Genomic DNA, 26,600 nt, shown 5'->3' on the forward strand with positions numbered 1-26,600 from the left:
CGCACCAGCTAAATCCTCAATTTCGTCTATGGGCGCTGCTGGGGTTTAGGGATCGGCGCCGAGTGGCGCGGCTTGGGCTCCTGCACAAGCCGGAATTGCACCGGGGCTGATGTCCAGTCCCAGGGCGTCTGCAGGGGATACGTGCAGGGTGTGAACAGGCTTTGCCCTGCCGCATTCCTCACTTCGAAAACGAAGCCGGGCCGCTCCATTCGGGCGCAGTCCTGCCACTGATCGAAATCGATCCAGTCGCTCATTGCCGTCTCCTCATCGCCTGATCAGAGATAGAAGTCGCTGCTGGCGAGAGCCGATATGCCAGAGACCTTGATATGGAAGTCCGCGACCTTGTCACCGTTGATATCACCGGACAGGACTCCACTGCTGAACTTCAGCTGACCTGCCTGGCCGCCGAAGGCCTTACTGCCGATAAACGAGAACGCCTGATCACCGGACAGCTTGCTGTTGGCGTCAATGGTGCGCAGGTCAATGTGATCAACCCCACGCACGAAGTCCCTGATCGTGTCAGGAGCGCTCGGCAGCGAGTCCTTGATGGAGTTGAAGTCGAACACATCAGCGCCTGCCCCGCCGGACAGAAAGTCAGCGCCGGCATCGCCGCGCAGCACGTCGTTGCCGCCGCGACCGTACAAGGAGTCATTCCCTGAGCCGCCCCGGATCACGTTGGCAGAATCATTGCCGCGCAGAGAATCGGCATAGCCGCTGCCGGTCAGGTTTTCGATGCCCACATAGGTGTCCCCGTACGCATCCTGGGTGTTGCTGGATGTCACCATCAGGTCGGCGACAAGCCCTTTCACGGCTGTTGCATAGCTGGCGGTGTCCGCGCCGGCTCCGCCATCGAGATAGTCGCGACCAGCCCCGCCGGTCAGCACGTCGTTGCCGTCCTTGCCATAGAGCTTGTCGTTGCCGCCCTTCCCGTCAAGCGTGTCATTCCCGGCTCCGCCCGAAAGTGTATCATTGCCCGTCCCGCCAGTGCGGTTGAGATTCTGTGGAGCCACAGCAATCGCGCTGCTGTTTATCTCGGATAAGGAATAGGTCTTGTCGGAGAATTGGAACCACTCGGCATTTTTGATCAGGTCCTTACCGTCCGGTGAGCCAGAGCGTGAATCCGTGACCTGGAGCGAGCCGTCCGAGAGCTTTGAGACGGTGTAATTCGAACGTAAGCCACCGAGTACAACGGTATCGGTTCCGATGCCGCCATCCAGGATGTCGTTGCCCTTCCCACCGACGAGGCGGTCATTGCCGGCCCCGCCAAGGAGTGAGTTCGCGGCATCGTTGCCGGTCAGAGTATCACTGCCCGAGCCGCCGACGGCGTTTTCGATGAGCGAGCGGGCATCACCCTTGTAGAGCAGCGCGTTTGCGATGTTGCCAGCCGCAACCTTCGAGCCGTCATAATGCAGTTTCGCGAGCTGGGCCGTCGAGGTGATACTCCACTGTCCTGGCCGCAGATCGACCTTGAGATTGCTGCTGTAATTCGAGAAGTCGTAGGTATCGGTGCCACCGCCGTCCCACACCGTCTGGAAGATCTTGTTGCCGCCGGGCGCACCCTGGCCGACACCGTTGACGATCATCTCGCCAGTGGCCGAGTTCCATTTGTAAGTGGTGTTGCCGCTGTTGGTCGTGAAGTTGGCGCCGTACATATGCTGGATCGCGGCTATGTCGTACATCATCAGCGATTGCGCATAGCCCCAGGTCTCGTTGACGTAGCCGCTGGTGGTGGAGGCACCGACATACGAGCGATAGCTCATCACCGTATACTGCATCGCGTCCCGGTCAGCCGGCATGCCGCTCTCATGGGGATGCTCGAGGCCGAGCGCATGACCGATCTCATGGACGAAGGTGAGATAAGCGTAGTTGCCCTTTACAGGAGCATTGTAGTCGGTGCTGTTGAACCAAGCGTCTCCGCCGACGGCGCTGGTGGTCGGAAAGTAAGCCCAGGCCGTACCTGGCAAATCAGATTTGGCAAAGCGCAGATCTGCGTGCTGCGCGGTCGTCTCAGTGATCTCAGTGAAGCTGAGATTGGCGACGGAGGCATACATCTTCAGCGAAGAGCGAACCGCCGCCTGCTGCGTTGTGTTCAGCGCACCAAAATTGTCTGCTGTCTCACCGCTGCCATAGCCGGAGCCGTAGAAGGAGGCGTTAGTGGGGAAGCTGTAGGTGAAGCTGTTCACCGCCCATTTGACATCTCCCAGGACACCATCAATGTAGGCGTTTCCGGTCAAGCTGTACGAAGTAACAGCAGGCATTGGACCATCCATTTGTTGTAATCAGAGTTCGTCGTTCTGCGGCTTAGGGGATCGGCTTCCGGCATGTGGCCCAGCCAGCAAGAGTCGCTGTAGCCGTCAGTGTCTCTATGCCACCGATATAGAGATTCCTGATTGGGCGTTCCATTCAGGCAGATGGACTAGGCCATTCAGATAGGGAATTAAGTTCCTGCCCTTCGCATTCCGCGGGCACCTTGTGGCTCTGTTGATCATGGCACCAACAACCATGCTAATTAGGAACCTGGACCGGAAATATGAACTCTTTCCACCGCGAACGCGTTGTTCCCAGGAAGGATTTGCAACTCAATATCCCATCATGCTGGTCGACGAGAGCATCTGGAGCAGAGGGCTTTATGTGCCAGCTCCAATCGCATATGCGGATCTCATGGCCCACCTCGGGCGCGAGCTCGCTCTGGCGTATGGCAACAATGCGCAAGAGCCTCTGCCGGAACAGTGGTTACAGTTGCTGAAACAGCTTCCTTGAGTCAGCCATGGAGGTGCGATGAGCAACTGGCGGAATGGCAAGCTCGTTGGCACACCTCCTTCAGACCCGTTTCCTCAAACGAGGGCGAGAAGCCCCCCGACCATCCGACTGACCCGCTTTGAGGTCGAACGCCCTGTTGTGAATGGCCCTACGGGAGCAGGATGACCCGATCCTCCCGATCATAGAAAGAGATATTGTTGTTCGGTGGGCGAAGCGGTTTCCCGCCTCGCCCACCGAAGATTAGGCCGCGAACTGGTTCATGGTATTGTGCGCGCCGCTGGCCTTCAGGGCGGCTTCGCCGGAGAAGTATTCCTTGTGGTCGTCGCCGATATCGGAGCCGGCCATGTTCTGGTGCTTCACGCAGGCGATACCCTGGCGGATTTCCTGGCGCTGCACGTTGCGGACGTAGCCCAGCATGCCCTGATCGCCAAAGTACTCCTTCGCGAGGTTGTCGGTGGACAGAGCCGCCGTGTGGTAGGTCGGCAGCGTGATAAGATGGTGGAAGATGCCCGCGCGCCTGGCGCCATCCGCCTGGAAGGTGCGAATGCGTTCGTCGGCCTCCTTCGCGAGATCCGTATTGTCGTAGTCCACACTCATGAGCTTGGCGCGATCATATTTCGACACGTCCTTGCCCGTTTTCTCCCACGCATCGTAGACCTGCTGGCGGAAGTTGAGCGTCCAGTTGAAGGACGGCGAGTTGTTGTAGACGAGCTTCGCGTTGGGGATAACCTCGCGGATGCGGTCCACCATGCTCGCGATCTGCTCGATATGCGGCTTCTCGGTTTCGATCCAGAGAAGATCGGCGCCATTCTGCAGGGCGGTGATGCAGTCGAGCACGCAGCGATCCGCGCCCGTGCCGGGCCGGAACTGGAAGAGATTGCTTGCCAAGCGCTTCGGGCGCATGAGCTTGCCGTTACGGTTGATCACCACATCGCCATTGATGCAGTTCTCTGGCGTGATCTCCTCGCAGTCGAGGAAACTGTTGTAGAGATCGCCGATGTCGCCCGGCTTGTGGCTGATGGCAATCTGCTTCGTGAGACCGGCCCCGAGCGAGTCCGTACGCGCCACGATCAGACCGTCATCGACCCCGAGCTCAAGGAAGGCGTAGCGCACGGCTCGGATCTTGGCGACGAAGTCCTCGTGCGGAACGGTGACCTTGCCGTCCTGGTGACCGCACTGCTTCTCATCCGACACCTGGTTCTCGATCTGGATGCAGCAGGCACCGGCTTCGATCATCTTCTTCGCAAGAAGATAGGTGGCCTCCGCGTTGCCGAAGCCCGCATCGATATCGGCGATGATCGGAACGACATGGGTCTGATAGTTGTCGATGGCGTTGAGGATTTCCTTTTCCTTGATCGCGTTGCCGCTATGACGCGCGGCATCGAGATCGCGGAACATCAAGCCGAGCTCACGGGCATCGGCCTGACGCAGGAAGGTATAGAGCTCTTCGATCAGCGCAGGAACGCTGGTCTTCTCGTGCATGGACTGATCGGGCAACGGACCGAACTCGGAGCGCAAAGCGGCGATCATCCAGCCGGAGAGATAGAGATAGCGGCGCTTCGTGGAACCGAAATGCTTCTTGATCGAGATCAGCTTCTGCTGGCCGATGAAGCCGTGCCAGCAGCCAAGCGACTGCGTATAAAGAGACGGATCGGTATCGTAAGCGGCCATGTCCTCGCGCATGATCTTCGCGGTGTAGCGCGCGATGTCGAGCCCGGTCTGGAAGCGGTTCTGCAGACGCATGCGCGCAACCGATTCCGCGTTGATGCCATCCCAGGTCTTCGCGGTTTCGATGGTGCGGTGAGCCTGTGCAATCTGATCTAGGTAAGCCACTTTCTTAATCCTCGCTTTGGGGAAGGTTGAACGAGGAAGTAGCCGGGGCGTTCGGGAGCGGGAAGACAAGTTAAGGTCCAGGTGTGAAGCTTTACAAGATAGCATCTGTTAATCTGTAAATTTTTGACACTTCGCGTGGTAAAGCTATGCGACTGATCCCATTGGGAAATTGTCTGATGTCAGCATTGCGCGATCCTGCCAGCTCAAAAGAGATACATCTTAAGTCTATGGTTTTTTCAGAGAAAAAGGACACCTCTCGTCAGACTGCCAGACGGGTGTCAGAACTTTTGAGGTGATCTCGCGCGACAATGTAAAGACCTTACAAATCGTGACCTTCAAAGGTGATCACTCACTCAGTGACGATGCCTTTGCAAAGAAATGACAAGAGGCATGAAGAATCCATCTAGGACATCAACAGAAGAGGCTTGGCACCCAAACGGGACAATCGCCGATGCGGCGAGCCGCGAGACCAGATACGGATTTCGCGCGAGTGCAGGAACGGTGAAGCTCCGGACGCCGTTGGTATGTCTCTACTTCCTGCCTGAAGCGAGACGAGGATTTCAGCCATGCCGACGGTCATCGCTATCGAAGCCAAGCCCCTCGGCGTAGGAGACATCAATAGCGAGTTTCACCACCTTTATCTGGTGAAGACGGTCACCGACAGCCAAGGTCGCATTTTGTCGGAGAAGGTGATCCGAGGCAGCTTCGAGTCTGACGGAAGTCTCGGAACTCTCGCGAATGTCGATCTGGCATCCTCTCCCGACAGGCGCGGATCGGATACACCTCAAGAGCGGCATCGCACCTTGCTGGATCTCGGCGGCCGCAATGCCGATGACGTCTGGAGAGTCATGGTCCAGCATGCCGTGAATATCGATGCCACCTATCTGCCTTACAGTTTCGATATCTATCAGCAGTTTCCTGGGGGCGATCTCAACAGCAATTCGGTTGTCGCCTCCGTGCTTCATAGCGTCGGTATCAGTTGGTCCGTGACCTATCCCATCGGAATCCGCCCAGGGGAGGCACCGCTCTACGGCCAGCTCCAATACATGAATGTCAATGATGTTCTTTATGGAACAGCACGCAACGACCGCATTTACGGTGGCGTCGGACATGATACCCTTTTTGGTGGGGCGCTCAACGACAAGCTTTACGGCGAGAGCGGAAACGACAGGCTTTATGGAGCAAGCGGCAGCGACTACATGGCGGGAGGCTCTGGCAACGACCGCCTTTACGGTGGGGACGGCAGGGACGTCCTCATCGGCAACTCAGGTTACGATGCCTTCGTGTTCAACACACGAGCGAATAGCGTCACGAATCTCGATACGATCTCGGATTTCTCGGTCGTCTATGACAGGATCTGGCTCGATAACAACGTCTTCACCGCCCTTGGGACCACGGGCCTCTTGAGGTCATCGGCATTCTGGACCGGCACCGCTGCTCATGACACCAATGATCGGGTCGTCTACGATTCTGCCCATGGAGTTCTCTATTATGACCCGGATGGCAGCGGTGCCACGGGGCAGGTCGCCGTTACGAAGCTCTCGACAGGACTGAAGATGACCTACGCCGATTTTCTCGTGGTTTAGTCGCGGCCTGCCTCCTGATCCGCTGTCATCTCTTGCGGGCTCGGACGGGTGACGATGTAGAGAGCAACACTGCCCATGATGGCAGCGAGGATGAAAGGCACATAAGGGCTCCGGGTCAGCCCGACGGTGATGACATAGGACAGCGCAAGCGTCAGCAGCGCATAGATCTTCGCACGCGAGGCGATGGCGCGCTGGTCGCGCCAGGTGGTCAGAAGAGCGCCAAAACGGGGGTGCTTATAAAGCCGTTCGGCTAATGCCGGATTGGATCGGGCAAAGCACCATGCGGCCAGGATCACGAAGGGGGTCGTCGGCAGTACTGGCAGCACGATCCCGATGATACCGAGCACGAGGCTCGTGTAGCCGAGAGCAAGGTGAAACCTGCGCATGCTTCCTGTCCTACGTCTGCCTGCCCATGATCCAGATAGAACGCACACTTCTTCCAATCGTGCCTGACGACCAATCAGCGCAGCAGTTCCTGCTCCACGCTCGCTCCGATATCCAGAAGCCTGCGATCCTGGCCGTGCCGCGCCATCAGCATGAATCCGACGGGACGCTCGCAATCCGGCAACGGCAGCGACAAGGCCGTCAGATCGAACTGGTTGGCCACTTGCGTGTTGCGCAGGATCAGGCCATCCGTCTCGTTGTAGAGCTGCTCGTCGGCCTCCAACGGAGCCATCAGAGGCGCCGAGATGGCGGTCGTCGGGAGGGCCAGCACGTCGACAGGGGCGAGGCGCTGATCCATAGCCTCTACCAGGGCGTGGCGGCGGCGCATCATGCGCAGATAGACGTGAGCCGGAACCGCGCTGCTGCGCGCGAGCCAGTACTGAACCCGCGGATCGATCTCAGCCGAACGGCTCTCGAGCCAATCCGCATGAACCTCCGCAGCTTCAATGGAAGCGATGGAGGCTGCTGCGGTCGTCTCCCGCATGGCCATGAGAAGGTCATCGATGGCGTGGTCGACGATTGCTGCCCCGGCCTGCGAGAGACGGCCCAAGGCTCTCTCGAACGCCTCCTCCACCATCGCTTCGCCGCGCGAGAAGAGGCGCCCTCGCGGAATACCGATCCGCAATCCCGCCAGCGGATAGGGTTCGAGCGTGCGGGGCTCCTCCCCTGCCATGATTGCGTCGGCGAAAGCGCAATCCTGCACGGAGCGGGCAAGCGGGCCGATGGAATCGAGACTGGGCGAGAGCGGAAAAGCGCCTTCCAACGGCACGCGTTTCGCCGTCGGCTTGAAGCCCACGATGCCGTTGAGGGCGGCCGGAATACGCACCGAGCCTCCCGTGTCGCTGCCGATGGAAATCTCGGATGTGCCCTCCGCCACCGAGACGCCAGCTCCGGACGACGAGCCGCCGGGGATCCGCAACGGATCCACCGCATTGCCGGGGGTGCCGTAATGCGGGTTCAGGCCGAGGCCGGAGAAGGCGAACTCCACCATGTTGGTCTTGCCCAGGATCACGGCGCCTGCTTGGCGCAGGCGGCGAACGATCGCAGCATCCTGCGCGGCGGGCGGGGCATGACGCAGCACGACGGAGCCTGCAGTCGTCGGCTCACCCGCCACATCGAACAGATCCTTGATGGAGATGAGCGAGCCGTCGAGCGGGCCCAAGGAGATTCCCGCCTGCCGACGTGCGTCGGCAGCATCCGCAGCAGCTCGGGCGGCGGCTGGATAAAGGTTCAGGAAGACCCGCTCATCGTCCTCCCGGGCCGCCAGTCGCGCCAGGATCATTTCGAGCTTGTCTCGCACCGTCATCATGGAAGCATCCGACTTGAATGTAAGCTTTCTCTGCCACCATCAGGGGGCGCGACGAAGAGTCAAGACGTCGGATGATTGCGCGGCCGGGTTCCAGAAGATGGATCGGCCGGGAGAGCAGCCTCCTGTTGCGAGTTCGCCTTGCTTCTCAATCAGCCGACTTCTTGAACCGGCATGAGAATGCGCACCAGCACCTCAGGCCTGTCGGACGGCCACTCGACGCTTGCGCTGAGCTGCCGCGCCAAGCCCTTCAGGATGGCGCCCGAAGCACCGTTCTGCGCCGCCCGCTTCTCCTCGGGACTGAAGGCATCATCGGATAACTGAAAGAGGAGCCGGCCGTCGCGAACCCGCATGGAGAGCTTCAGCTTGCCGTGCCGCTCCTTGTATGCGTGGGTGAGGGCATTCACGATGATCTCATTGAACAGAAGCGCCATGGGCGCGGCCTTTGCCGCTTCCACTTCGATGTTCTCGACGTCGAACTCGGGGGTGATCGTCACACCGGAAACTGCAGCCGCCAGTTCCTCGCAGATCCCACGCGCGAAATTGCTGGCGTCGAAGCGGGACGAGCCCTTTCCGTCATAGAGATCACGATGCGCTGCGCCGAGAGCCTGAAGGCGCTCTCTCATGCGCTCCAGCACCCGGATCGTTGCCTCATCCTCCGCATGCCGGATCTCGATGCCGATCAACGACATGAGAAGCTGCAGGTTGTTCTTCACACGATGGTCGAGCTCATGCAGAAGCGCAGTCCGCTCATCAAGAAGCTTCTGCAGGGCGTCCTGAGCCTGACGCTTCTCGGCCCGTTCGCGCGCCTCGGCAAGCGCACGCAGCACCGTCGCGGGCAACCGGTCCAGCCTGTCCTTGATGACGTAATCCGTCGCGCCGCGCTTGAGCGCCTCGACGGCCACCTCCTCGCCAAGCGCCCCGGAGACAAACACAAAGGGCAGTTCCGGGCACTGTTCCCGCACGAGGGCGAGAGCATTCAATCCATCGAAACCGGGCAAAAGGTAATCGGCCAGCACGAGGTCCCATTCACCATCGCGGAGCGCCCGGGAAAAATCCTCCTCCAGGATGACGCGCTCCATCGAGACCGACAGACCGGCTGAGGACAGAGCCTCTGTCACCAGCTCGGCATCGAGCGCGCTATCCTCCAGGAGGAGGATGCGGAGCGATCGGCTGGATTGGTGAACGGCCGGCTGGTCCATGGGCTCAAAACCTAACGATCAGCCCGCCCCGGTGGCGGCTCGTTGAGGATGGCCCAGAACACGCCGAGATCCTGGATCGCATCGAAGAATTCGCGAAAGCCCACCGGCTTCACCACGAAAGCGTTGACGCCGAGCTCGTAGCTGCGGATCAGATCGCTTTCTTCTCGCGAAGAGGTGAGCATCACCACCGGCGTCTGCCTCAGATGTGGATCGGCCTTCACCTTCTCCAGCACCTCGAGCCCGTCGATTTTCGGGAGCTTGAGGTCGAGCAGCACCACGGCGGGATCACTGGTGTTGCGGTTCTGGTGCGCACCGCGGCGGTTCAGGAAATCGAGCGCCTCCTCGCCGTCGCGCACCACGACGACCTCGTTGGCAAGCTGGCTCTGCTCCAGGGCGGCCAGGGTCAGTTCAAGATCCTTCGGGTTGTCCTCAACCAGCAGGATCGGTTTCAATTCCGGCATTCACGCCGCTCCTTCATTATCGGGCAGGACAATAAAGAAGGTCGCACCCTTGTCTGGCTGAGCTTCGGCCCAGCAGCGTCCCCCATGTCTCTCGACAATGCGGCGAACATTGGCCAATCCGATCCCGGTCCCCTCGAAATCCTCGGTCCGGTGCAGTCGCTGGAAAACGCCGAACAGCTTGTCGACATACTTCATATTGAAGCCGACGCCGTTGTCCCGCACGAAAAAGACGATGTCCCCATTATCCCTATAGGAACCCACTTCGATGCGGGATGTATCCCTCGTTCGAGAATATTTGACGGCGTTATCCAAGAGATTCTCGAACACGAGTCGGATGAGCGCCGGATCTGCCACGATGGCCGGCAGGTCGCCGATGGTCCATTTGATCCGGCGATCCCCCGCATGTTCCGCAAGCTTCCGGCGGATGTCCTCCACGAGTTCCCTCACATTCACATTGCGAGGCTTGAGCGCCGTGCGTCCCATCTGAGAGAAGCGCAGCAGATTGTCGACGAGCGTTCCCGCCGTATAAGCTGACTCGATGATCGTTTCGATATAACGCTTGCCGCGGTCGGAGAGGCCGCTCCACTCCTGCTTCTTCAGGAGTTCCGAATAACCGACGATATGGCGAAACGGCGCGCGCAGATCGTGGGACACGGAATAGGAGAAGGCCTCCAGTTCCTTGTTGGAGCGATGCAGCTCTTCGGCCAGAGCGGCGAGTTCTTCTGCGCGACGCAGCACGATGCCGACGATGGCATTGCGCAGTTCCTTCACCGCCTCGATCTCGCTTCGATCCCAGGAAAGCGAGCGCCCGCGTACGGTTTCCTTCCAGATCTCGAAGGAACGTCGGGGGTGGAGGCGCAATGTGCCGGCTTCCTCCTGCACGGGCTTTTCCGGATTGCCGCCCCATTTGACGGTCTGCACCATCTCGGGCCGGAACCAGAGGATGTAGCTTGAGCGCATCCTTGAGACGGAGATGGAAAGGAGGCCGCTCGCCTTGTCCGCATAGGCTCTCGCTTCCGGCAAGAGTTCGCCCAAGCGATCCGTGACGAATAGGTCTTCCTGGTGATGCTCGGACAGCCAGGCATGGAGCGCCTTGACCTCATCCTCTCCGGGTGTTTCGCCCAAGCACCAGCAATGCTCGTCCGTGACAATAGCAACACCTTGGGCACCGGCGAGCAGCATCAGGTCGGCCGGATGGTTCACGAGGCCATCCACGAAGAAGTTTTCCCCTGCCATGTAGGCGAGAAGTCGCGCCTGGACGGCACCCAGCCGCATCCTGTTCTCCGCCAGAATTGTGTTCTCCCGCGCTTCCAGCTGCGACGAGAAGATCTGGGTGAGGAAGTCGCAGGCATTGCGCACCGGCAACGAGACGCGCTTAGGCTTGCTGTTGTGGCAGGAGATCAGCCCCCAGAGCGCGCCGTCCCGCAGGATCGAGATGGACATGGAGGCGGGCGTGCCCATGTTGCGCATGTATTCGAGATGCACGGGTGAAACGCTGCGCAGCACCGAGTCGCTCAGATCGAGCGACGCGGGATCGTGAGACTGGATCGGCACTGGCGTATAATTCGCATCGGGGATGATGCGCAGGCGATTGCGGCGGTAGAGTTCCCGCGCCTGAGCCGGGATGTCGGAGGCAGGAAAACGCAGATCGAGATAGGACGGCAGAGCCCCGTTTCGGTCCTCGGCAATGACGGTGCCGTTCCACCGCTCGTCGAAACGATAGATAAGAACCCGGTCGAATCCCGTCATGCGGCGGATGTCTTCCGCCGCCAACTGAGAGAGACGATTGACCGTGGAGGCTCCGTGCAGTTCCTCCACGAAGCGGCGCAGAGCCGGATAAAGCGCGTCAATGCTGGAGATCGTGTCCTCGGGCACCGCCTCCAGCTCAAGGATCACATAATCATCCGAGCGGGAAAGGGCGGCATCGAAGGCCGTTTCGCCCATGAGTGTTTTCAGTACGATGGTACCGACATAGCGCGCGGCACCCACAGGCGCCGGCTCTGCAACATCCGCGTCCAGCTGCGCGGCCACCTCAGGCAGTGCCTCGCGGAAGGTTTTTCCCAAAGCTGATGCGGGATCGATTCCGAAGACTGCCGCAGCATTGGCGCTTGCGTGCGTGACCGTCCTGTCTGCACGGGACATGGCGAACAGGACGCCGTGTGGCTGAATGCTGCCGGGAATGTGAATCGGCTCGCGCTCACAAGCCGTCAGGTCAATCTCTTGAGGCATTTGGCTGTTCATGGGGCCTCGCAGAGCCAGTCATGCATGATGTCGAAGGTTTTCTGGGCAGTCTCAACGATCACGCTGTCGGTCTCGGAAGAGGAGGTCTCCAGAAGCTTCGCACCAAACTGCTTCCACATGACAGCGATCTCACGCCCATAGCTTTTGAAATAGGCACAGCCCGTCTCGCCATCGAGCCCGAGCGTCCGTTCCACCTCGCGCGCGATGATCGCGCCGCCGAGCGTGGAGCCTTCGATCACATACATGCTGCCGAGCACGGCTGCAGGCGATGGCAATGGCATGAGGGGATCGCATTGCGGCAATCGGATGATCTCGTCGCAGGACAATCCGAGTGCCTTGAGATCCTTTACCAGGAGCTTCGTTTTGCGCCGCCTCTCGAAGAAAGCCTTGTCAGGCGCGAGGACGCTGGCCGCCTCCTCCCATGCGCTGTGAAAGCCGTAGAAGCGGATCAGCAGTTTCGTATAGCCGTCACGTGTGGCGATGCGACGTTCAAGGTCCATTGCCTTCTCGATCCGGTCGTGAGCGGGCCTGGTTTCCGTTTTCAACCGTTCAAGCAGCGTCATGATACCTCGTCCGGGGAATGGCCCAGCTTTCTGGCGGCGAAGCGCTCGACGAGGCCTAACCCGTCGTGAATCAGAATGGCGAGCAGCGCCACCACCAATCCCCCCTGGAGAACGAAGGCAATATTGTTCGACTGCAGTCCGGCGATGATCACCTCGCCGAGTCCCTTCGCTGCAACGGTCGAGCCGATGGTGGCGGTGCCCAAACTGATGATGACGGAGAGACGGATGCCGGCGAGGATCAAGGGAAAGGCCAAGGGCAGCTCAACCTGAAAGAGGCGCTGTCGCGCGCTCATCCCCATGCCTCGCGCTGCCTCCAGAGTCTGCGGTGAAACCTGTGTCAGGCCCGTCAGCGTATTCTCGAAGATCGGCAGAAGTCCATAAAGGAACAACGCGATGAAGGTCGGCTTTTCCCCGAAGCCGACGAGCGGCACCGCAATGGCGAGAACCGCGATGGGAGGAAAGGTCTGCCCGATATTCACGAGACTCCGCGAGAGCGGAAGGAACTCGGCCCCGGAAGGGCGGGTGACGAAGATACCGAGCGCGATGGCAAGAACGGTGCTGGCAAGGGTGGCGAGAACCACCGTTCGCAGATGCTGCAGGGTCAGAAAGAGCAGGCTTCCCTGATTGTAGATGGCCGGCGCGCGATTGGCCGTCAAAGGCTCGAAGAGAAACGCGAAGGCCTGCGGCATCGTGATGAAGACCACGAGCAGGATCAGAGCCGTCGACCGGAGAACCGAGACCAGATTCATGGGAGAGGCCGCCCGTGCTCCAGAATGCCGCCGAGGGTCACCTGGCCGATGATCACCCCCGAGGCGTCCGCCACCGGCAGAGACTTTCGCCCTGACCACATGAGACGCGCGAGCGCATCGTGGAGGCTTTCGGAAGCGGCGATCGGCTCACCCTCGGCGCTGCCCGGTTCGAGAGCTTCCTGCACTTTGGTGAGAGTCAAAAGCCGGAAAGGTCGCTCCGCCGTTCCGACAAGTCGTTCCACAAAATCATCGGCCGGGCGCATCAGCAACTCGGCGGGCGTCGCATGCTGCAGGAGCCGCGCCTGATCCATGACGGCGATATGGTCGCCGAGATGGAACGCCTCGTTCATGTCATGGGTGACGAGAACGATGGTCGTTCCCAATCGACGCTGAATGGCGAGAAGGTCGTCCTGGGCCTTGGAGCGGATCACCGCATCGAGCGCGCCGAACGGCTCATCCATCAATAGAAGCGCAGGCCGTGCCGCCAGGGCACGCGCCACCCCGACACGCTGCTGCTGCCCGCCGGATAATTCATGCGGAAATTTTTGGGCGAATTCCGCCGGATCGAGCTGAAAAAGGTCGAGCAATTCCTCGACGCGCTGCGCGATCTTGTTGCGATCCCATCCGAGCAGGCGCGGCACGGTCGCGATGTTGGCCGCGACCGTCCGATGCGGGAACAGCCCATAGCCCTGAATCACATAGCCGATGCGATGTCTCAGCTCATCTTCCGGAATCGAGCGCGTATCCTCCCCGTCGATGAGAACGCGTCCTCCGGTGGGCTCCACCAGACGGTTGATCATGCGCAGCAAGGTCGACTTGCCCGCGCCGGAGGTGCCCACGACCACGGTAATCGTGCCCTCCTCCACCTGGAAGGACACGTCGTCGACCGCGGCAGCCGCACCATAGCGCTTGGTGAGATGGTCGATCTCGATCATGCGAGCGCCCCCTTGGCGATATCGACCATTGCATCGAGGATGATGGACGCCGCAAAGGACAGGCCGACCGTCGGAATGGCACCGAGCAACACGAGATCGATGGCCGTCTGACCGATCCCCTGGAAGACGAAGGTGCCGAATCCTCCCCCCCCGATGAGCGCCGCCACCGTGGCAAGGCCGAGATTTTGGACGAGCACGATGCGGATGCCCGCCAGGATCACGGGAAGGGCAAGCGGCATCTCGATCTGCACCAGACGCTGGCGCGCCGACATGCCCATGCCGCGCGCCGCGTCGACGACGGCCGCGGGCACCTGGTTCAAACCGGCAATCGTATTGGCGACGATGGGAAAGAGTGCATAGAGAAAGAGAGCGATGAAAGCCGGTGTGGCTCCGATGCCCCGAATCCCGAGTGCTGCGGCCAAGGGCACGCTGGCCGCGATCGCGCCGAGCGGCGCCATGAGAAGGCCGAACAAGGCGATGCTCGGAATCGTCTGCACGATGCTCAGGCCCTGCAGCACCGCCGTCCGCAGCGTTCTCATGCGATGACCGGCAATACCAAGTGGAATGCCCAGGAGGCAGGCTGCCGCCATGGAGCCGAAGGCAAGCAGAAGGTGCTGGCGAGCCTCACGCCAGAAGCTGTCCGCGCGGGTGTGATATTCCTTGAGAATCGAGAGATCGTCCCAGATTCCTGACACGAGCAGAAGCGCCAGAGCGCCTGCCCCGACAGCCAGAGCGGCCAGCCGGCCGTAAGGCCCCAGCCTCATGCGCACCAAGGCATCGATGGCCAGCAGCGAGAACGACAAGGTTAGGAGCCAGAACCCAAGCGACGGCGAAACGCGGGCGAAGCTGTTCTCGGCCGGCGTCAGGAAACCGGCGGAAAGGCCCAAGGACGGGAGCAGAATGGCAAGACCGATCACGGCCGATCCCAAGCGGCCGAGCGGCTCGCGCACCAGCACGCCCCCGACCGCAACGCTGAGCGCCACCACCACGACAACCGCGCCCATGGTGATCGGCAGCGCCTCGATCAGCAGGCGTGCCTCACCGGATGCGATGCGCGTGGCGCGATAGGTGGCAAAAGGAGCTGCGAAGAGCGCAACGCCAATGAGAATGGCGATCACGCTCCCGAGCCGGTCGAGGGAGAACGCGGGGCGTGGCGGAAGCATGCCGAGCGCGCTCGTCCGGGATGTCACGGAACTCACGTTGAACCTTAGTCTTTTCTTGGCCACCCTGTTTCGCTTTGCGCGATACTCGTAATCTTACTTGATGAAGCCTTTGGATTTCAGATAATCGGCTGCAACCGCTTTCGCCGCTTCGCCACCCACCTGAACGCGGGCGTTCAGCTTCTGAAGCGTCGTCAGATCGAGAGAAGCGAAGATGGGCTTGAGGATCTCCGCGATCTTCGGGTTCTCCTTTAGCACGACTTCACGGATGATGGGTGCCGGGGCATAGACGGGCTGCACGCCCTTGTCGTCCTCCAGCACCACGAGGCCGGACGGCGCGATGCCGCCATCGGTGCCATAGACCATGGCGGCATTGGCGCCGCTGGTCTGCTCAGCCGCCGCCTTGATGGTCGCCGCCGTATCGCCCCCCGAGAGGACGATGAGCTGCTCCGGCTTCATCGTGAAACCATAGGTCTTCTGGAACGACGGAAGGGCTGCTTCCGAGTTCACGAATTCGGCGGAAGCCGCGAGCTTCACCTGCCCCCCGCCGGAAACCCACTTTCCGAAATCGGAGAGGGTCTTGAGCTTGTTGGCCTCCGTCACGTCTCTGCGCAACGCGATGGCCCAGGTGTTGTTGGCAGGCGCGGGATCGAGCCAGACGATCTTGTTGGCGTCGTAATCGAGCTTCTTGGCGGTCTCGAAGCCCTTGGCTGCATCCTTCCAGATCGGATCATCCGCCTTGTTGAAGAAGAAGCCCGCATTGCCGGTGTACTCGGGATAAATGTCGATCTCGCCCGCCGTGATCGCCTTGCGCACCACCGGCGTCGCGCCGAGCTGGATGCGGTCCTGCGTCTTGATGCCGTTGGCCTGGAGGCTCAGCAGGATCATGTTGCCGAGAACCGATCCTTCCGTGTCGATCTTCGACGAGACGACGACATCGGCTTTGGCAGGGCTCAAGGCCACAAGGCCAAGGCCCAAGGCAGCGACAAAGGCATTCAGAACGGATTTCATATCGGTCCCCTCAGCGTGATCAGACGAGCGCTAGGCTATTTCTAGGTCACGCTCGGCATTTAAGCAGAGGGCGCACCGTGAGTCCCGGCCTCCCCTGTCAAAACTTCGTGTCAAACGACGTCATCCACCGCCGGCCTGAGCCGGCGGTGGATGACGTGAAGAGGGACGGATCTGCTGGCTCTTAAGCGCTCAGGGCCGACGGAGGCTCCTGGGCGATGGTGAAGCGCACCTGTGCCTGAGGACGGTGATCCTCGGAGAGGAGGCGCCAGGTGTGCTCGGCCTCGGTGCGGCTCTCGAAGGGACCGACAACGCGCTCGGTGCCCTGGATCAGGCTTTCGCAGTCGCAGGAGGTGTACTCGCCGCCAACCACCCAGAAACGAGACTTTTGCATGATCGTTCTCCGTTGTGACCCGAGGGCCAAAGCCCTCATCATAAAATTTACATCCGTTGACAAAAGGCCCGCCTGAGCCACACACTCTGTGCGTCGGCGGGGTGTCTGTAGGGTATAATCCTCGAAGAAATCTTTGTTTCAATGCTCGATTTCGAAAGAAAAGTGGCCTTGTAAATTGCCGACAGAGCTTGGTGAGTAAACCTGTAAAAAGATTTACAAATGGATGAAAGCAGAAAACTCTTCGTCGGCCCGCGCCTCAAGCGCCTGCGGCGGGACCTCAATTTGAGCCAGGCTCGCATGGCCGAAGAGCTCGGGCTCTCGCCAAGTTATCTGAACCTCATGGAGCGGAACCAGCGCCCCATCACGGCGCAGGTGCTGATCCGCCTCGCCCACGCCTATTCGCTGGATCCGCGCGAATTCGCCAATGACGACCACGAGCGCACGGCCTCGGAGCTGGAGGAGATCTTCGCCGATCCGCTCTTCCGTAGCGCGCCGGTGTCCCGCATCGAGCTGCGCGAGACCATCGAGAGCGCCCCCACCCTCGTGGATGCGGTCAACCGTCTCTACCGCGCCTATCAGGCCATGCGCGGGGCGCGCGAGGCGGTGACCCCCAACCTGAACGACCGGGATCGCGCCGAGGATGCACCGCAGATCAACCCGGTGGACCGGGTGCGCGAGCTGATCCACGAGGCCAAGAACCATTTTCCGGAACTGGACGAGGCCGCCGAGTCGCTTGCTTCCGATCTTGCCGTCACCGGACACGAGCCCTTCTTCGCCGTCGCGGAACGTCTCCGGTCGAAGCACGGCATCCGCGTGCGCGTCATGCCCATCGACGTGATGTCGGACAATCTGCGGCGCTACGATCATCACCGCCGCCAGCTTCTGATTTCCGAACTCGTCGATCCATCCGGCCGCACGTTCCAGGCCGCCTACCAGCTCGCCTTCGCCGAGATGCGCAACACCATCGATGCGCTCGCCGCGAAGCTCGAACCGGCCGATGGCCCGGCGCGGCGGCTGCTGCGCGTGTCCTTCGGCAATTACTTCGCCGGCGCTCTCATGATGCCCTATGGCAAGTTCCATACGGCGGCTGAAGCCTTGGGCTACGACGTGGAAGTGCTGGGCGCGCGGTTCGGGGCAAGCTTCGAGCAGGTGGCACACCGCCTCACGACGCTCGCTCGCCCCGGCGCACGTGGCATCCCCTTCTTCCTCGTGCGCGTGGATGCGGCGGGCAACGTATCGAAGCGCTTCTCATCCGGACGCTTCCCATTCTCGCAATTCGGCGGCACCTGCCCGCTCTGGAACCTGCATTCCACCTTCAGAACGCCGGGGCAGGTGGCGACCCAGATCGTCGAATTGCCCGACGGCTCACGCTGGTTCTCCATGGCCCGTTCGGTCAAGCGCGCCTTCAATCCCTGGGGGATGCCCGATCCGCAATTCGTGGTGGGTCTTGGCTGCGAACTGAAATATGCCCATCGTCTCGTCTATGCGCGCGGCCTCGATCTTTCCTCCGCGGACGCCACACCCATCGGCATCAATTGCCGGCTCTGCGAGCGCCTTGCCTGCCCGCAACGTGCAGCACCGCCGATGATGCACGCGCTGATCGTAGACGAGATGAGGCGCGGCGTTTCGCCGTTCGAGTTCGACGCGACGTGATCAGGAAGCAACAGGCCGGTCATGCCGGTAGAAGGCATTCGGAATCCCGTTCAGGTCCCGCACGTCCATAAACGTCATTCCGATCTTCTCCAGCACCCGGCGTGAAGCCGTGTGATCCGCGACCGCAAAACCGATCACATGATCGAGCGGCGTCACCTTGTAGATCCAGGTCAGGAGGGCGCTCGCCACCTCTGTCGCATAGCCCTTTCCCCAAGCGTTTCGCATGAAACTGTAACCGATTTCGAGTTCGCCGGTTTCCTCGAAGCGGCTGAAGCCGGCCCGGCCGATGAACCGGCCTGCCGAGTCGAGAACCTTGAATTTCGACCAGCTATGCTCAGCGTAATCGGCGCGGAAACAGGCAAATTTTTCCCGAAGAATCGGCTCGTCCCAAACGTTCTCGCCCGCTTCCAGAAAACGCTGGACCTCCGGGTCGCTGTGCAAACCTGCAAACAGCGGGAAATCCTCTTCCTGCCATGGATAGAGCCACAGGCGCTCCGTGGTGAGCACGGCATCCGCACTCATGCGGGGGCCCGCTCATCGAGCCAGTGATCGAGGAAGCGGTCGATCCAACGCGAGACATGCGGATCATACTGGAAGCGTCCGTCGAGTTGGCGGACCCGATCCTGCGCGCCGGGCATGGACAAACGCTCCTCGGCGACCACGGTCCAGCGGCAGATCATGGCGTGCGTGACTTCCGGGTGGAACTGCAGACCGAAGGCCTTCTCGCCGACCTGAATGGCCTGTGTCGGAAAATCGTCGCCCGTGGCGAGCGTCTCGGCGCCCGAGGGGCAATCGAAGCCCTCGCGATGCCAGTGATAGACATGGGTCGGCCAGGGAACGCCCCAGACCTCGCTCAGGCGTTCTCCTGTCTCCGTCGGCAACAGGGGATAATAGCCGATCTCGGCGCGCCCGTCCGGGTGCTGCCACACGCCGGCTCCCAAGTGCTTCGCGAGCATCTGGGCGCCGAGGCAAAGCCCTAGGAAAGGCTTGTTCTCTTTCAAGGGAACACCGATCCAGTCGATCTCCGTCTTGATGAAATCATCCGGATCATTGGCGCTCATGGGGCCGCCGAAGATGACGGCGCCGGCATGGTCTCTCAGCGTCTCAGGCAACGGATCCCCCAAGCGAGGGCGGCGGATATCGAGCCGGTGGCCGCGCTCCGCAAGCAGGCGTCCGACGCGGCCCGGTGTCGAATGCTCCTGATGAAGGACGATGAGGACCGGTGCCTTGGCTCCCTGTCTAGCCATGGCCCTGCTCCGCTGCATGGGCCTTCCGGGCCTGGGGCGGGCGGGTGAACGCGGGGATCAATCGACTGAACATGGCGCGATTATTCAGAGGAGGCCTGTCTTCCGCAAGGGCCATGGCGATGTTCACGGGCTGGCTTTTGGTGCGGCTCCCGGCGCGTCGAGATAACACTTCGCCCATCCCGTGCCGGCTCCTCCTTAATAGCGATCTCGGCATCGAGAGCCTGGAGTTTGGACCTCGTCAAGGCCTCGAGAACCGGAGCCTAGCCCGGACGCTGGTAATAGCCCCGATAAGATCTAAGGCGAAGAGTCGCACGAAACTTCCGCGAAGTCCGGACCCCACCATCGCTTTTTCGAACGATGCCAGGCTCTTGAGGACCTATGCAATTGAAACCAGCCGCTCTAAGATCAACTCGGCTATAAACTACAGGGGGCTCCGAGGGATTCCTTCGCCTTTTGCACCCTCGTGCAAGGATGATAGAACCTTCTGATTCCCGAAGCGGCCTTTGCAGGTACCTGGGACAGTCCGGTGCTGCCAATGTCGACTTCCGGCGCCTTACGTGAAAGAAAGAGAAAACGTGACCGACAGCGTGACGAGCGAAGGGGATCTCACCGGCCTGCGCATTCTTGTCGTGGAGGACGAGGCGGCGATCTCGCTGCTGCTGGAAGACATGCTCCTCGATTTCGGCTGCGAGGTGATCGGCCCGGCCGCACGCCTTTCGGCTGCGCTTGATGCTGTCGCCCGTGAGCAGGTGGACCTTGCCATTCTCGATGTGAACGTGGCGGGCGAGCCGATCTATCCGGTGGCCGAGGCTCTGGCCGAGCGCTCCATTCCCTTCGTGTTCTCGACGGGATACGGCAGCGCGGGCATCCGTGATGCCTTCCGCGACCGTCCGGTCCTTCAGAAGCCGTTTGCCCAGCATGATCTGAAGCAGAAGCTGATCCTGGCCCGGAGCAAGAGCGCTTCCTGAACGTCCGAAGCCAAGTTTTCCGCCTCCTTTTCTCTCACTTCTTCCGTTGCGGAATAGCCACTGTGCTGCAGAGCACAGAAGAGTTCTTCTGAATCAGCTTTGATCTTGCCTTATTCCTGCTAAGCTTAAATTCCGCAGAGTAAAGTAACGTTATCTCAGCTATCCCATGCCAGCACCCTCACTCCGGCTCCTTGCAGCAGCAAGCACTCTCGCGCTGTGCCTAGCCGAAGCTCATGCCCAGTCGCCCATTCCTCGACCGATTCCCGCCGTTGGTTCGATCGTGGCTGCCAAGGGCGGCGAGGAAATGCGGTTCGTGCGTGAAGAGGCTTGGCGTGAGGCTCAGATCCGGCAGGATGTCGTCGGTGGTGACACCCTGCGTACCAACGCTATCGGCAATCTTGCCATTCTGTTTTCGGACCAGACCCAAATCCGCGTCGGGCGGAATTCCACCCTCGTCGTCAACGAGGTTGCCTCCACCCAAGGCAACACGCAGCTGAGCCTGCAAGCAGGCCAGGTGTGGGCTCGCGCCGCCCGCGGCGGCACGGGCGTCGACGTGAAAACGCCCGCCGCGGTCGCGGCAATTCGGGGCACGGACTGGTCCCTCTCGGTCGATGCCGCAGGCAAAACCTCTCTCATCGTGCTGGAAGGCGTGGTGGAGCTGAAGAACGCGCAGGGCTCCGTCACGGTGCGTCAGGGCGAGGGTGCCGTGGCCGCCATCGGCCAGGCCCCGACGAAATTCGTGCTCGTGAAGCCCAACGACCGCGAGCAGATGCTGTTCTACTACGGCCTGCGCGATGCATTTATCGGGCTTCCCGCCACGCCTCTGAAAGGCCCCTCCATGCGGGCTGAGCGCGCCCGTCTCACGGCCATCCCGCCGGAAGCACGCGGGGCGGACGATTGGCTCAGCCTCGCTGAGGTCTCGCTCGATCTCGACGGTCGCACACAGGCCGCGAAAGCGCTGGCAGAGGCACAGCGCCATGGCCTGAGCGCAAGCCAGCGCGCCCGGGCGGACCTCGTCGCCGGACTTCTTGCCGGTCTGGGACGCCGTTGGAGCGAAGCGGAGGCCCATTTCAAGCGCGCAGAGCGGGGCGTGAGCGGCGACAGGCGTGTCACGGCGACCTACGGCCGCTACATCGCGGCCTCGATGGCCGACCCGAAGCGCGCCCTGTCCGAACCCAAAGCCCAGAGAGACAGCGCCCTTGCCGCAATGGCTCATGCCTTCGTGGTGGGCTTCCAACAGGACCTCAAGGCCGCCGCCGAAGTCATCAGGGCCGCAGAAAAGAAATATCCCGACGACGCCCGGCTCGCCATCTTCTCGGCACAGGTCTCCTTCCTGCTCGATCGCCGGGACGAGATGCGCGCCTCCCTCGATCGGGCCCGCGCCATCGATCCGGAGGATCCGGATGTCCTGGCGGCAAGCGCTGCGGTCAAGGCGGCCCTGGAGAGCGACCTCGAGGGCGCCCTTTCGGAGCTGCGCAAGGCAGCAGCCATCGCCCCCGGCAAGTCATCGGTCTGGAACAACCTCGGTCTTGTCGAGTCCGAACGCGACGCAAGCCTTGAAGCGGAGGCCGCCTTCAAGCGCGCCATCGCGGAGGATCCCGACGATCCGGTCTCCTATGCCAATCTCGCCATCCACATTCTCGATCAGAACCGCGTCGACGAAGCAGGTGCGCTGATCGACAAGACCTTCGAACTCGATCCTGGTTTCCATGCGGGCTACGTCTATCGTGGCCGCTATCTCATGCAAACGGACGAGAACGCGAAGGCCATCGAGGCAACTCTTGCCGGGCTGGCCGCTAACCCGGCCTATTCGCAGGGATTGCTGATTGCGGCGGCGGCTTATTACCAGAACGGTGATTACGAGCTTGCACAGCAGGCTCTCGACAATGCCGATCGTCTCGACCCGAACGATCCTGTCGTCTCTGTCGCCCGCACGGCCTTTGCCATCGACCAGTATCAGGCGGACGAGGCCATCCTCAGCTCACGCGAAGCCCTGAGGCGGTATCGAGCCCGCGGCGGATATTTCGCCCCGCTCGCCGTGAACAGGCAAGGCGGTTCCTTTACGGCCGAGGCCTACCGTTTCATCGGTCTTCATGAATGGGGACGGTTTTACGGCGACAGAGTTTTCAATCCGTTCGAAGGTGCGAGCTACTTCGACCAGGCGGCCTCGCTGCGCCCGCGCATCACTCTGGCCGAGCCGGATCTGGATGAGGTCAACGATTCCAATCTCGACATGACATCCCTGAACCTGACGATTCAGGGCTTGTTCTTCGATCCTTTGGCCGTTGCCGGCCGCATCGGACGGACGGACATCATCCGCCGCCCCTTCCTCGATGCTGAGGTCGGCGGCGAGATCGTCGATCGTGACGGTCGCCTCGGTTGGAAAACGGAGACGAACGTCGCCGGCTTCGTCAACAATCCGGTCCCGACGTCTTTCTCTCTCAGTGCCAGCCGTACCCGAGGCAATGATGAGAATGCCCTGTTCCAGGAAGAAGCGGACAGCGGGGCGTTTTTCATCGGCATGACACCCTCGGCGGCCGACCGGCTTCTCGTCTTTGGCACCGCCTCGGAGGGAAGGCCTGGGCTCGTCACCCTGCCCCCGCCCGCGCCATTCCTTGAGCGTCGCGACGACATCAACGTCCAGGCGGGGGGCGGCTGGAGCCATACATTCGGCTACCGGAACGTGCTGACTGCGGCACTCTTCTACAGCCGCGGCAAGTCGCGCCAGGAGCAGTCGGCCAGAGAGACAGGCACCATCGACGCGGATCCCGTCCTCTTTGGGTTCCCCGATCGCCTTGGCGTGACGGTTCCCTATAGCTTTGAGGCGCTTCAGGATACACGCCGCCGATCCAGGACCGAGGGAACTGTGGCAGCCCTCGGCCATACCCTGGGCGTCGGTGATTTCACCCTGCGCTACGGCATCGAAGGCCAGAAGGGCGAGACAAGCGCCGACAACAGAGAGGCAAGCACCGGACTGTTCCAGGAGGGAGCGCCACGCACGTTCAACGGGCTTTTCGATTTCATTCTGTCGAACGGCGAGAGGTCGCTTCTCGATACATCCTTCAACGCCGCACGGGGCTACGCCGATCTTTTCTGGCGTCCATCCGACCGCTTTGAGCTTCAGGCCGGCGGCCAATATGCCTTCTACAATTTCGACACGCGGGGCGAGGTCAGAACAAACAGTTTTGTCGACTTTTACAATGCCGATCCTCTCATCCCACTTCTGTCCGGGCCCATCGAGCGCTCGACGTCGACGACGCGCCCTGTCTCCACGGAGCAGGAGAGCTCTACACTCGACCCACGGATCGGGGCGGCCTTTTCACCAGTCGAGGGGCATTGGCTGCGTGCAGCCTATCGGTACGACACGGAGTTCCCGCTGGGCCTAACGCTCTCTCCTGTTTCGACGGTCGGCCTTATTCCCAATCTGCTTCCGACGACGGTCGGCAGCCGTACCGAAACGCTCGCGGCTCGCTGGGATGCGGAATGGAGTCCCCGGATCTTCACGGCCGTGGACTATCAGAGGCAGGATGTGAAAGGTCTCAACCTGCCGATCCTCAACACGCTCAGCAGCTTGGATCTCGAACAGGGACGGATCGAGCGCATCTCCGCAACCGCCAATATCTGGCTTGGCCATGGCATCGGCCTGTTCGGCACCGTGGGATTCGCCGATACCGAGAATCTGACCGCTGGCGATTACCACGGCCGTCAGATCCCCTTCGTTGCCGAACGCTTTGCCCAGGCAGGGCTTACCTTCGTTCACCCGAGCAGGCTCAAGTTCACCCTGGTGCAAACCTTCTTCGGCGACATCACGGGGAATCTCGCGGGCCAGCCCCTTGACGATTACTGGACCACGGACGCTTCGATCACGTGGGAAACGCCTGACCGCCATCTCCTCATCGGAGTGACGGCGCTCAACCTCTTTGACGAGACGTACGAGTTTGCCCCCAATATTCCGGGTATGGGCCGCACTGTCGCGGCGAGCCTGAAGGCACGGTTTTAGAGAGTGAACGCCCCCAACCCCGCCATGCAGACGCAGACCGGAGAGCCGCTCTGGCGGCACTTCGTCATGGCGGGGCTGATTGCGGCTCTTCTGACACCGCTTGCCTTCTTCCCGCCTTTTGCGCTCATCGAGGCAAAGCTCTTCGACGTCCTCTCGATCATCGATCCGCCGCGCCCCGATCCCTACGGCGTGGAGGTGGTGGCCATCGACGAGCCGTCCTTCTCCGAGATCGGCCAGCGTTGGCCCTGGTCCCGCGCGTTGCACGCCGAACTCATCGAGCGCCTGCGCGCGGCGGGAGCGAAGGTGATTGCCTTCGACATCATCTTTTCCGAGCCCTCGACGGAAGAGGCTGACAGGCGCTTCGCCGCAGCGCTCGGACCTGACGTGGTGCTGGCGGCAGATGACGTGATGACGAAGCTCGATCACGGCATTCAGGTCACGCGCGTCAACCCCATCGACCTCTTCCTCAACGCACGGGCTGTTCCGGGCGTGGCTTCGGTCGATCCCGATGGCGACGTGTATTTGCGCCGCATACCGCTGCAGCCGGACGGTTTCGCGGCAGAGATCCTGCGTCTTGCAGGAGAGCCGGTGCGGCCACCGCCCGAAGGGGCTCTCATCCAGCATTTCGGCCCGCCCCGCACATATCCCACCGTGTCCTATTACCAGGCGCTCGATCCGGAGGAATTTCTCCAACCGGGACGTTTCAAGGACAAGATCGTACTGGTGGGCTTGAGCCTCAAAGCGTCGACATCAGCCGATGCAGGCGCGCCCGATACCTTCCCGACAGCCTATACCCTGACCACGCGCGAGCTCACGGCGGGCGTGGAGGTGCAGGCGACGATCCTCGACAACCTGCGCCACAACCTCTTCGTCATCCCTGTTCCGCGCCTTGCCGTGATGGCGTTGCTGATCGCTGCAGCCTTTCTTGCAGCCGCCCTGTCCATTCACGGCGTGACTTGGCGCACCGGGTTCGCGGCGCTCTTCGTGGTCGTCTTCCTGATCGTGGGTGCGTGGCTTGTCCTGCGCATCGAGCGCGTGTGGATGCCGCCCATGCTGCCAGTTGCTGCAGCCCTTGCGGTTTTCGGCACGCGCTTCGGCCTCGACTACGCCCACGAGCGGCAGCTGCGCCGTGCCGTGTCCGAGGCCTTTTCGCGCTATCTCTCGCCCGACCTCGTCGCAAAGCTCGCGCGCGATCCAAGCGCGCTCAAACTCGGTGGCGAGCGGCGCAACCTCTCCATTCTGTTCTGCGACGTGCGCGGCTTCACCACGCTGTCCGAAAAGCTGAAGGACGAGCCGGAGCGCCTGACTACGCTCATCAACCGTCTGCTCGATCCTCTTTCCGAAGCCGTTCTCGCGGAAGGCGGCACCATCGACAAATACATGGGTGATTGCATCATGGCGTTCTGGAACGCGCCATTGCCGAGCCCGGACCATCCGCAGCGCGCCGTCCGTGCGGCCATGCGCATGATGGAAGCGGTCAATGCGTTGAACGCCACTCTGCGCCAGGAAGAAGGTGACAGCGCGCCCACCTTCGCAGTCGGCATAGGGATCAACACGGGCGATTGCGTGGTGGGCAATGTGGGCTCGCGCTGGCGCTACGACTACTCGGTGCTCGGCGATACGGTGAATCTCGCCTCGCGCCTGGAGAGCCTGTCGAAGGAATATCGAGTCTCACTGATCCTCGGCCCCACGACGGCGCAAGCCGTGCGCGACGATTATGCCTTGATCGAGCTTGACCGCATCGCCGTGCGGGGGCGCGCAACGGAGTCGGCCATCTTCACCGTCGTGGCGCCGGCCTCGCAGCGGCAGGACCCGACAATTGCGGAACTGACAGTCGCTCATGCCCAGGCTCTCAAGAGCATTCGCGCAGGGCAACGGAATGACGCTCTCGGCCTCGTCGTGCGCTGCCAGTCGCTCGCGCCATCGCTCACCGGCTATTACCGCACGCTCATGCACAAGATCGCCGAAATCCCGGAATAGGCTCATCGCTCTTGCGAGCGAATTGCAAGTGAATTGAAAGGCTTGCACTTAGGGAGGCAGTCACTATAACGGCGGCTCCGCTTGACCCCCACTGCCCCGTTTGTCGATGT

General features: G+C 61.4%; 21 protein-coding genes. 5 read left to right on the forward strand and 16 right to left on the reverse strand.

Annotation, left to right across the window (positions count from 1 at the left end; translation table 11 throughout):
- Nucleotides 1-26: 26 nt before the first annotated feature.
- From ACUXUR_RS04425 to ACUXUR_RS04435, 3 genes are all read right to left on the reverse strand, one after another.
- Entirely contained in the window at nucleotides 27-254 is a 228-nt protein-coding gene (locus ACUXUR_RS04425) for a hypothetical protein (RefSeq protein WP_445501126.1), read from the reverse strand.
- Nucleotides 255-275: 21 nt separating this feature from the next.
- Complete coding sequence (locus tag ACUXUR_RS04430) at nucleotides 276-2,258, reverse strand: M10 family metallopeptidase C-terminal domain-containing protein (protein WP_445501127.1); 1,983 nt, start codon at nucleotides 2,256-2,258, stop codon at nucleotides 276-278.
- Nucleotides 2,259-3,000: 742 nt separating this feature from the next.
- A complete protein-coding gene (locus ACUXUR_RS04435; RefSeq protein ID WP_445501128.1) occupies nucleotides 3,001-4,593 on the reverse strand; it encodes an isocitrate lyase in 1,593 nt (530 codons plus the stop codon).
- A 566-nt stretch (nucleotides 4,594-5,159) separates the two neighbouring features.
- Between ACUXUR_RS04435 and ACUXUR_RS04440 the strand changes: the two genes are divergently transcribed.
- Complete coding sequence (locus ACUXUR_RS04440) at nucleotides 5,160-6,179, forward strand: calcium-binding protein (RefSeq protein WP_445501129.1); 1,020 nt, start codon at nucleotides 5,160-5,162, stop codon at nucleotides 6,177-6,179.
- On the opposite strand, the gene ACUXUR_RS04445 is transcribed toward ACUXUR_RS04440, so the two are convergent.
- From ACUXUR_RS04445 to ACUXUR_RS04495, 11 genes are all read right to left on the reverse strand, one after another.
- On the reverse strand, nucleotides 6,176-6,565 hold the full coding sequence (locus ACUXUR_RS04445; protein WP_445501130.1) for a YbaN family protein: 390 nt from the start codon (nucleotides 6,563-6,565) through the stop codon (nucleotides 6,176-6,178). The two genes, ACUXUR_RS04440 and ACUXUR_RS04445, sit on opposite strands and share 4 nt — an antisense overlap.
- A gap of 74 nt (nucleotides 6,566-6,639) precedes the next feature.
- Entirely contained in the window at nucleotides 6,640-7,932 is a 1,293-nt protein-coding gene (locus ACUXUR_RS04450) for an amidase (protein ID WP_445501131.1), read from the reverse strand.
- A gap of 149 nt (nucleotides 7,933-8,081) precedes the next feature.
- Nucleotides 8,082-9,131: a sensor histidine kinase gene (locus ACUXUR_RS04455; RefSeq protein ID WP_445501132.1), complete on the reverse strand. Its 1,050-nt coding sequence runs from the start codon at nucleotides 9,129-9,131 to the stop codon at nucleotides 8,082-8,084.
- An 11-nt stretch (nucleotides 9,132-9,142) separates the two neighbouring features.
- A complete protein-coding gene (locus ACUXUR_RS04460; protein ID WP_445501133.1) occupies nucleotides 9,143-9,592 on the reverse strand; it encodes a response regulator in 450 nt (149 codons plus the stop codon).
- A complete protein-coding gene (locus ACUXUR_RS04465; protein WP_445501134.1) occupies nucleotides 9,593-11,821 on the reverse strand; it encodes an ATP-binding protein in 2,229 nt (742 codons plus the stop codon). It abuts the gene before it with no gap.
- Between the two features lie 8 nt (nucleotides 11,822-11,829).
- Nucleotides 11,830-12,396: a biliverdin-producing heme oxygenase gene (locus ACUXUR_RS04470; RefSeq protein ID WP_445501135.1), complete on the reverse strand. Its 567-nt coding sequence runs from the start codon at nucleotides 12,394-12,396 to the stop codon at nucleotides 11,830-11,832.
- Nucleotides 12,393-13,145: an ABC transporter permease gene (locus ACUXUR_RS04475; RefSeq protein WP_445501136.1), complete on the reverse strand. Its 753-nt coding sequence runs from the start codon at nucleotides 13,143-13,145 to the stop codon at nucleotides 12,393-12,395. The genes ACUXUR_RS04470 and ACUXUR_RS04475 overlap by 4 nt, the downstream gene beginning before the upstream one ends.
- Nucleotides 13,142-14,080, reverse strand: coding sequence for an ABC transporter ATP-binding protein (locus ACUXUR_RS04480; RefSeq protein ID WP_445501137.1), 939 nt, complete (start codon nucleotides 14,078-14,080; stop codon nucleotides 13,142-13,144). The genes ACUXUR_RS04475 and ACUXUR_RS04480 overlap by 4 nt, the downstream gene beginning before the upstream one ends.
- The gene (locus ACUXUR_RS04485; RefSeq protein WP_445501138.1) at nucleotides 14,077-15,243 is read right to left on the reverse strand and encodes an ABC transporter permease; all 1,167 of its coding nucleotides are present in this window, start codon (nucleotides 15,241-15,243) and stop codon (nucleotides 14,077-14,079) included. The genes ACUXUR_RS04480 and ACUXUR_RS04485 overlap by 4 nt, the downstream gene beginning before the upstream one ends.
- Before the next feature lie 93 nt (nucleotides 15,244-15,336).
- On the reverse strand, nucleotides 15,337-16,251 hold the full coding sequence (gene osmF / locus ACUXUR_RS04490; RefSeq protein ID WP_445501139.1) for a glycine betaine ABC transporter substrate-binding protein OsmF: 915 nt from the start codon (nucleotides 16,249-16,251) through the stop codon (nucleotides 15,337-15,339).
- 181 nt (nucleotides 16,252-16,432) lie between these two features.
- Nucleotides 16,433-16,642: a DUF4170 domain-containing protein gene (locus ACUXUR_RS04495; RefSeq protein WP_445501140.1), complete on the reverse strand. Its 210-nt coding sequence runs from the start codon at nucleotides 16,640-16,642 to the stop codon at nucleotides 16,433-16,435.
- A gap of 219 nt (nucleotides 16,643-16,861) precedes the next feature.
- On the opposite strand from ACUXUR_RS04495, the gene ACUXUR_RS04500 reads away from it, so the two are divergent.
- On the forward strand, nucleotides 16,862-18,295 hold the full coding sequence (locus ACUXUR_RS04500; protein WP_445501141.1) for a helix-turn-helix domain-containing protein: 1,434 nt from the start codon (nucleotides 16,862-16,864) through the stop codon (nucleotides 18,293-18,295).
- On the opposite strand, the gene ACUXUR_RS04505 is transcribed toward ACUXUR_RS04500, so the two are convergent.
- Both ACUXUR_RS04505 and ACUXUR_RS04510 read right to left on the reverse strand, forming a co-directional pair.
- Nucleotides 18,296-18,817: a GNAT family N-acetyltransferase gene (locus ACUXUR_RS04505; RefSeq protein ID WP_445501142.1), complete on the reverse strand. Its 522-nt coding sequence runs from the start codon at nucleotides 18,815-18,817 to the stop codon at nucleotides 18,296-18,298. It lies immediately after the preceding gene.
- Nucleotides 18,814-19,542, reverse strand: a complete 729-nt coding sequence (locus ACUXUR_RS04510; protein ID WP_445501143.1) for a glutamine amidotransferase — start codon at nucleotides 19,540-19,542, stop codon at nucleotides 18,814-18,816. The genes ACUXUR_RS04505 and ACUXUR_RS04510 overlap by 4 nt, the downstream gene beginning before the upstream one ends.
- A gap of 575 nt (nucleotides 19,543-20,117) precedes the next feature.
- Here ACUXUR_RS04510 and ACUXUR_RS04515 point away from each other — a divergent pair.
- The 3 genes from ACUXUR_RS04515 (at nucleotide 20,118) to ACUXUR_RS04525 (ending at nucleotide 26,490) form a co-directional block, all read left to right on the forward strand.
- The gene (locus ACUXUR_RS04515; RefSeq protein WP_445501144.1) at nucleotides 20,118-20,510 is read left to right on the forward strand and encodes a response regulator; all 393 of its coding nucleotides are present in this window, start codon (nucleotides 20,118-20,120) and stop codon (nucleotides 20,508-20,510) included.
- 166 nt (nucleotides 20,511-20,676) lie between these two features.
- On the forward strand, nucleotides 20,677-24,510 hold the full coding sequence (locus ACUXUR_RS04520) for a FecR domain-containing protein (RefSeq protein ID WP_445501145.1): 3,834 nt from the start codon (nucleotides 20,677-20,679) through the stop codon (nucleotides 24,508-24,510).
- A gap of 3 nt (nucleotides 24,511-24,513) precedes the next feature.
- Nucleotides 24,514-26,490, forward strand: a complete 1,977-nt coding sequence (locus tag ACUXUR_RS04525; RefSeq protein WP_445501146.1) for a CHASE2 domain-containing protein — start codon at nucleotides 24,514-24,516, stop codon at nucleotides 26,488-26,490.
- Nucleotides 26,491-26,600 lie beyond the last annotated feature (110 nt).

The sequence above is a fragment of the Microvirga medicaginis genome (assembly GCF_052658925.1).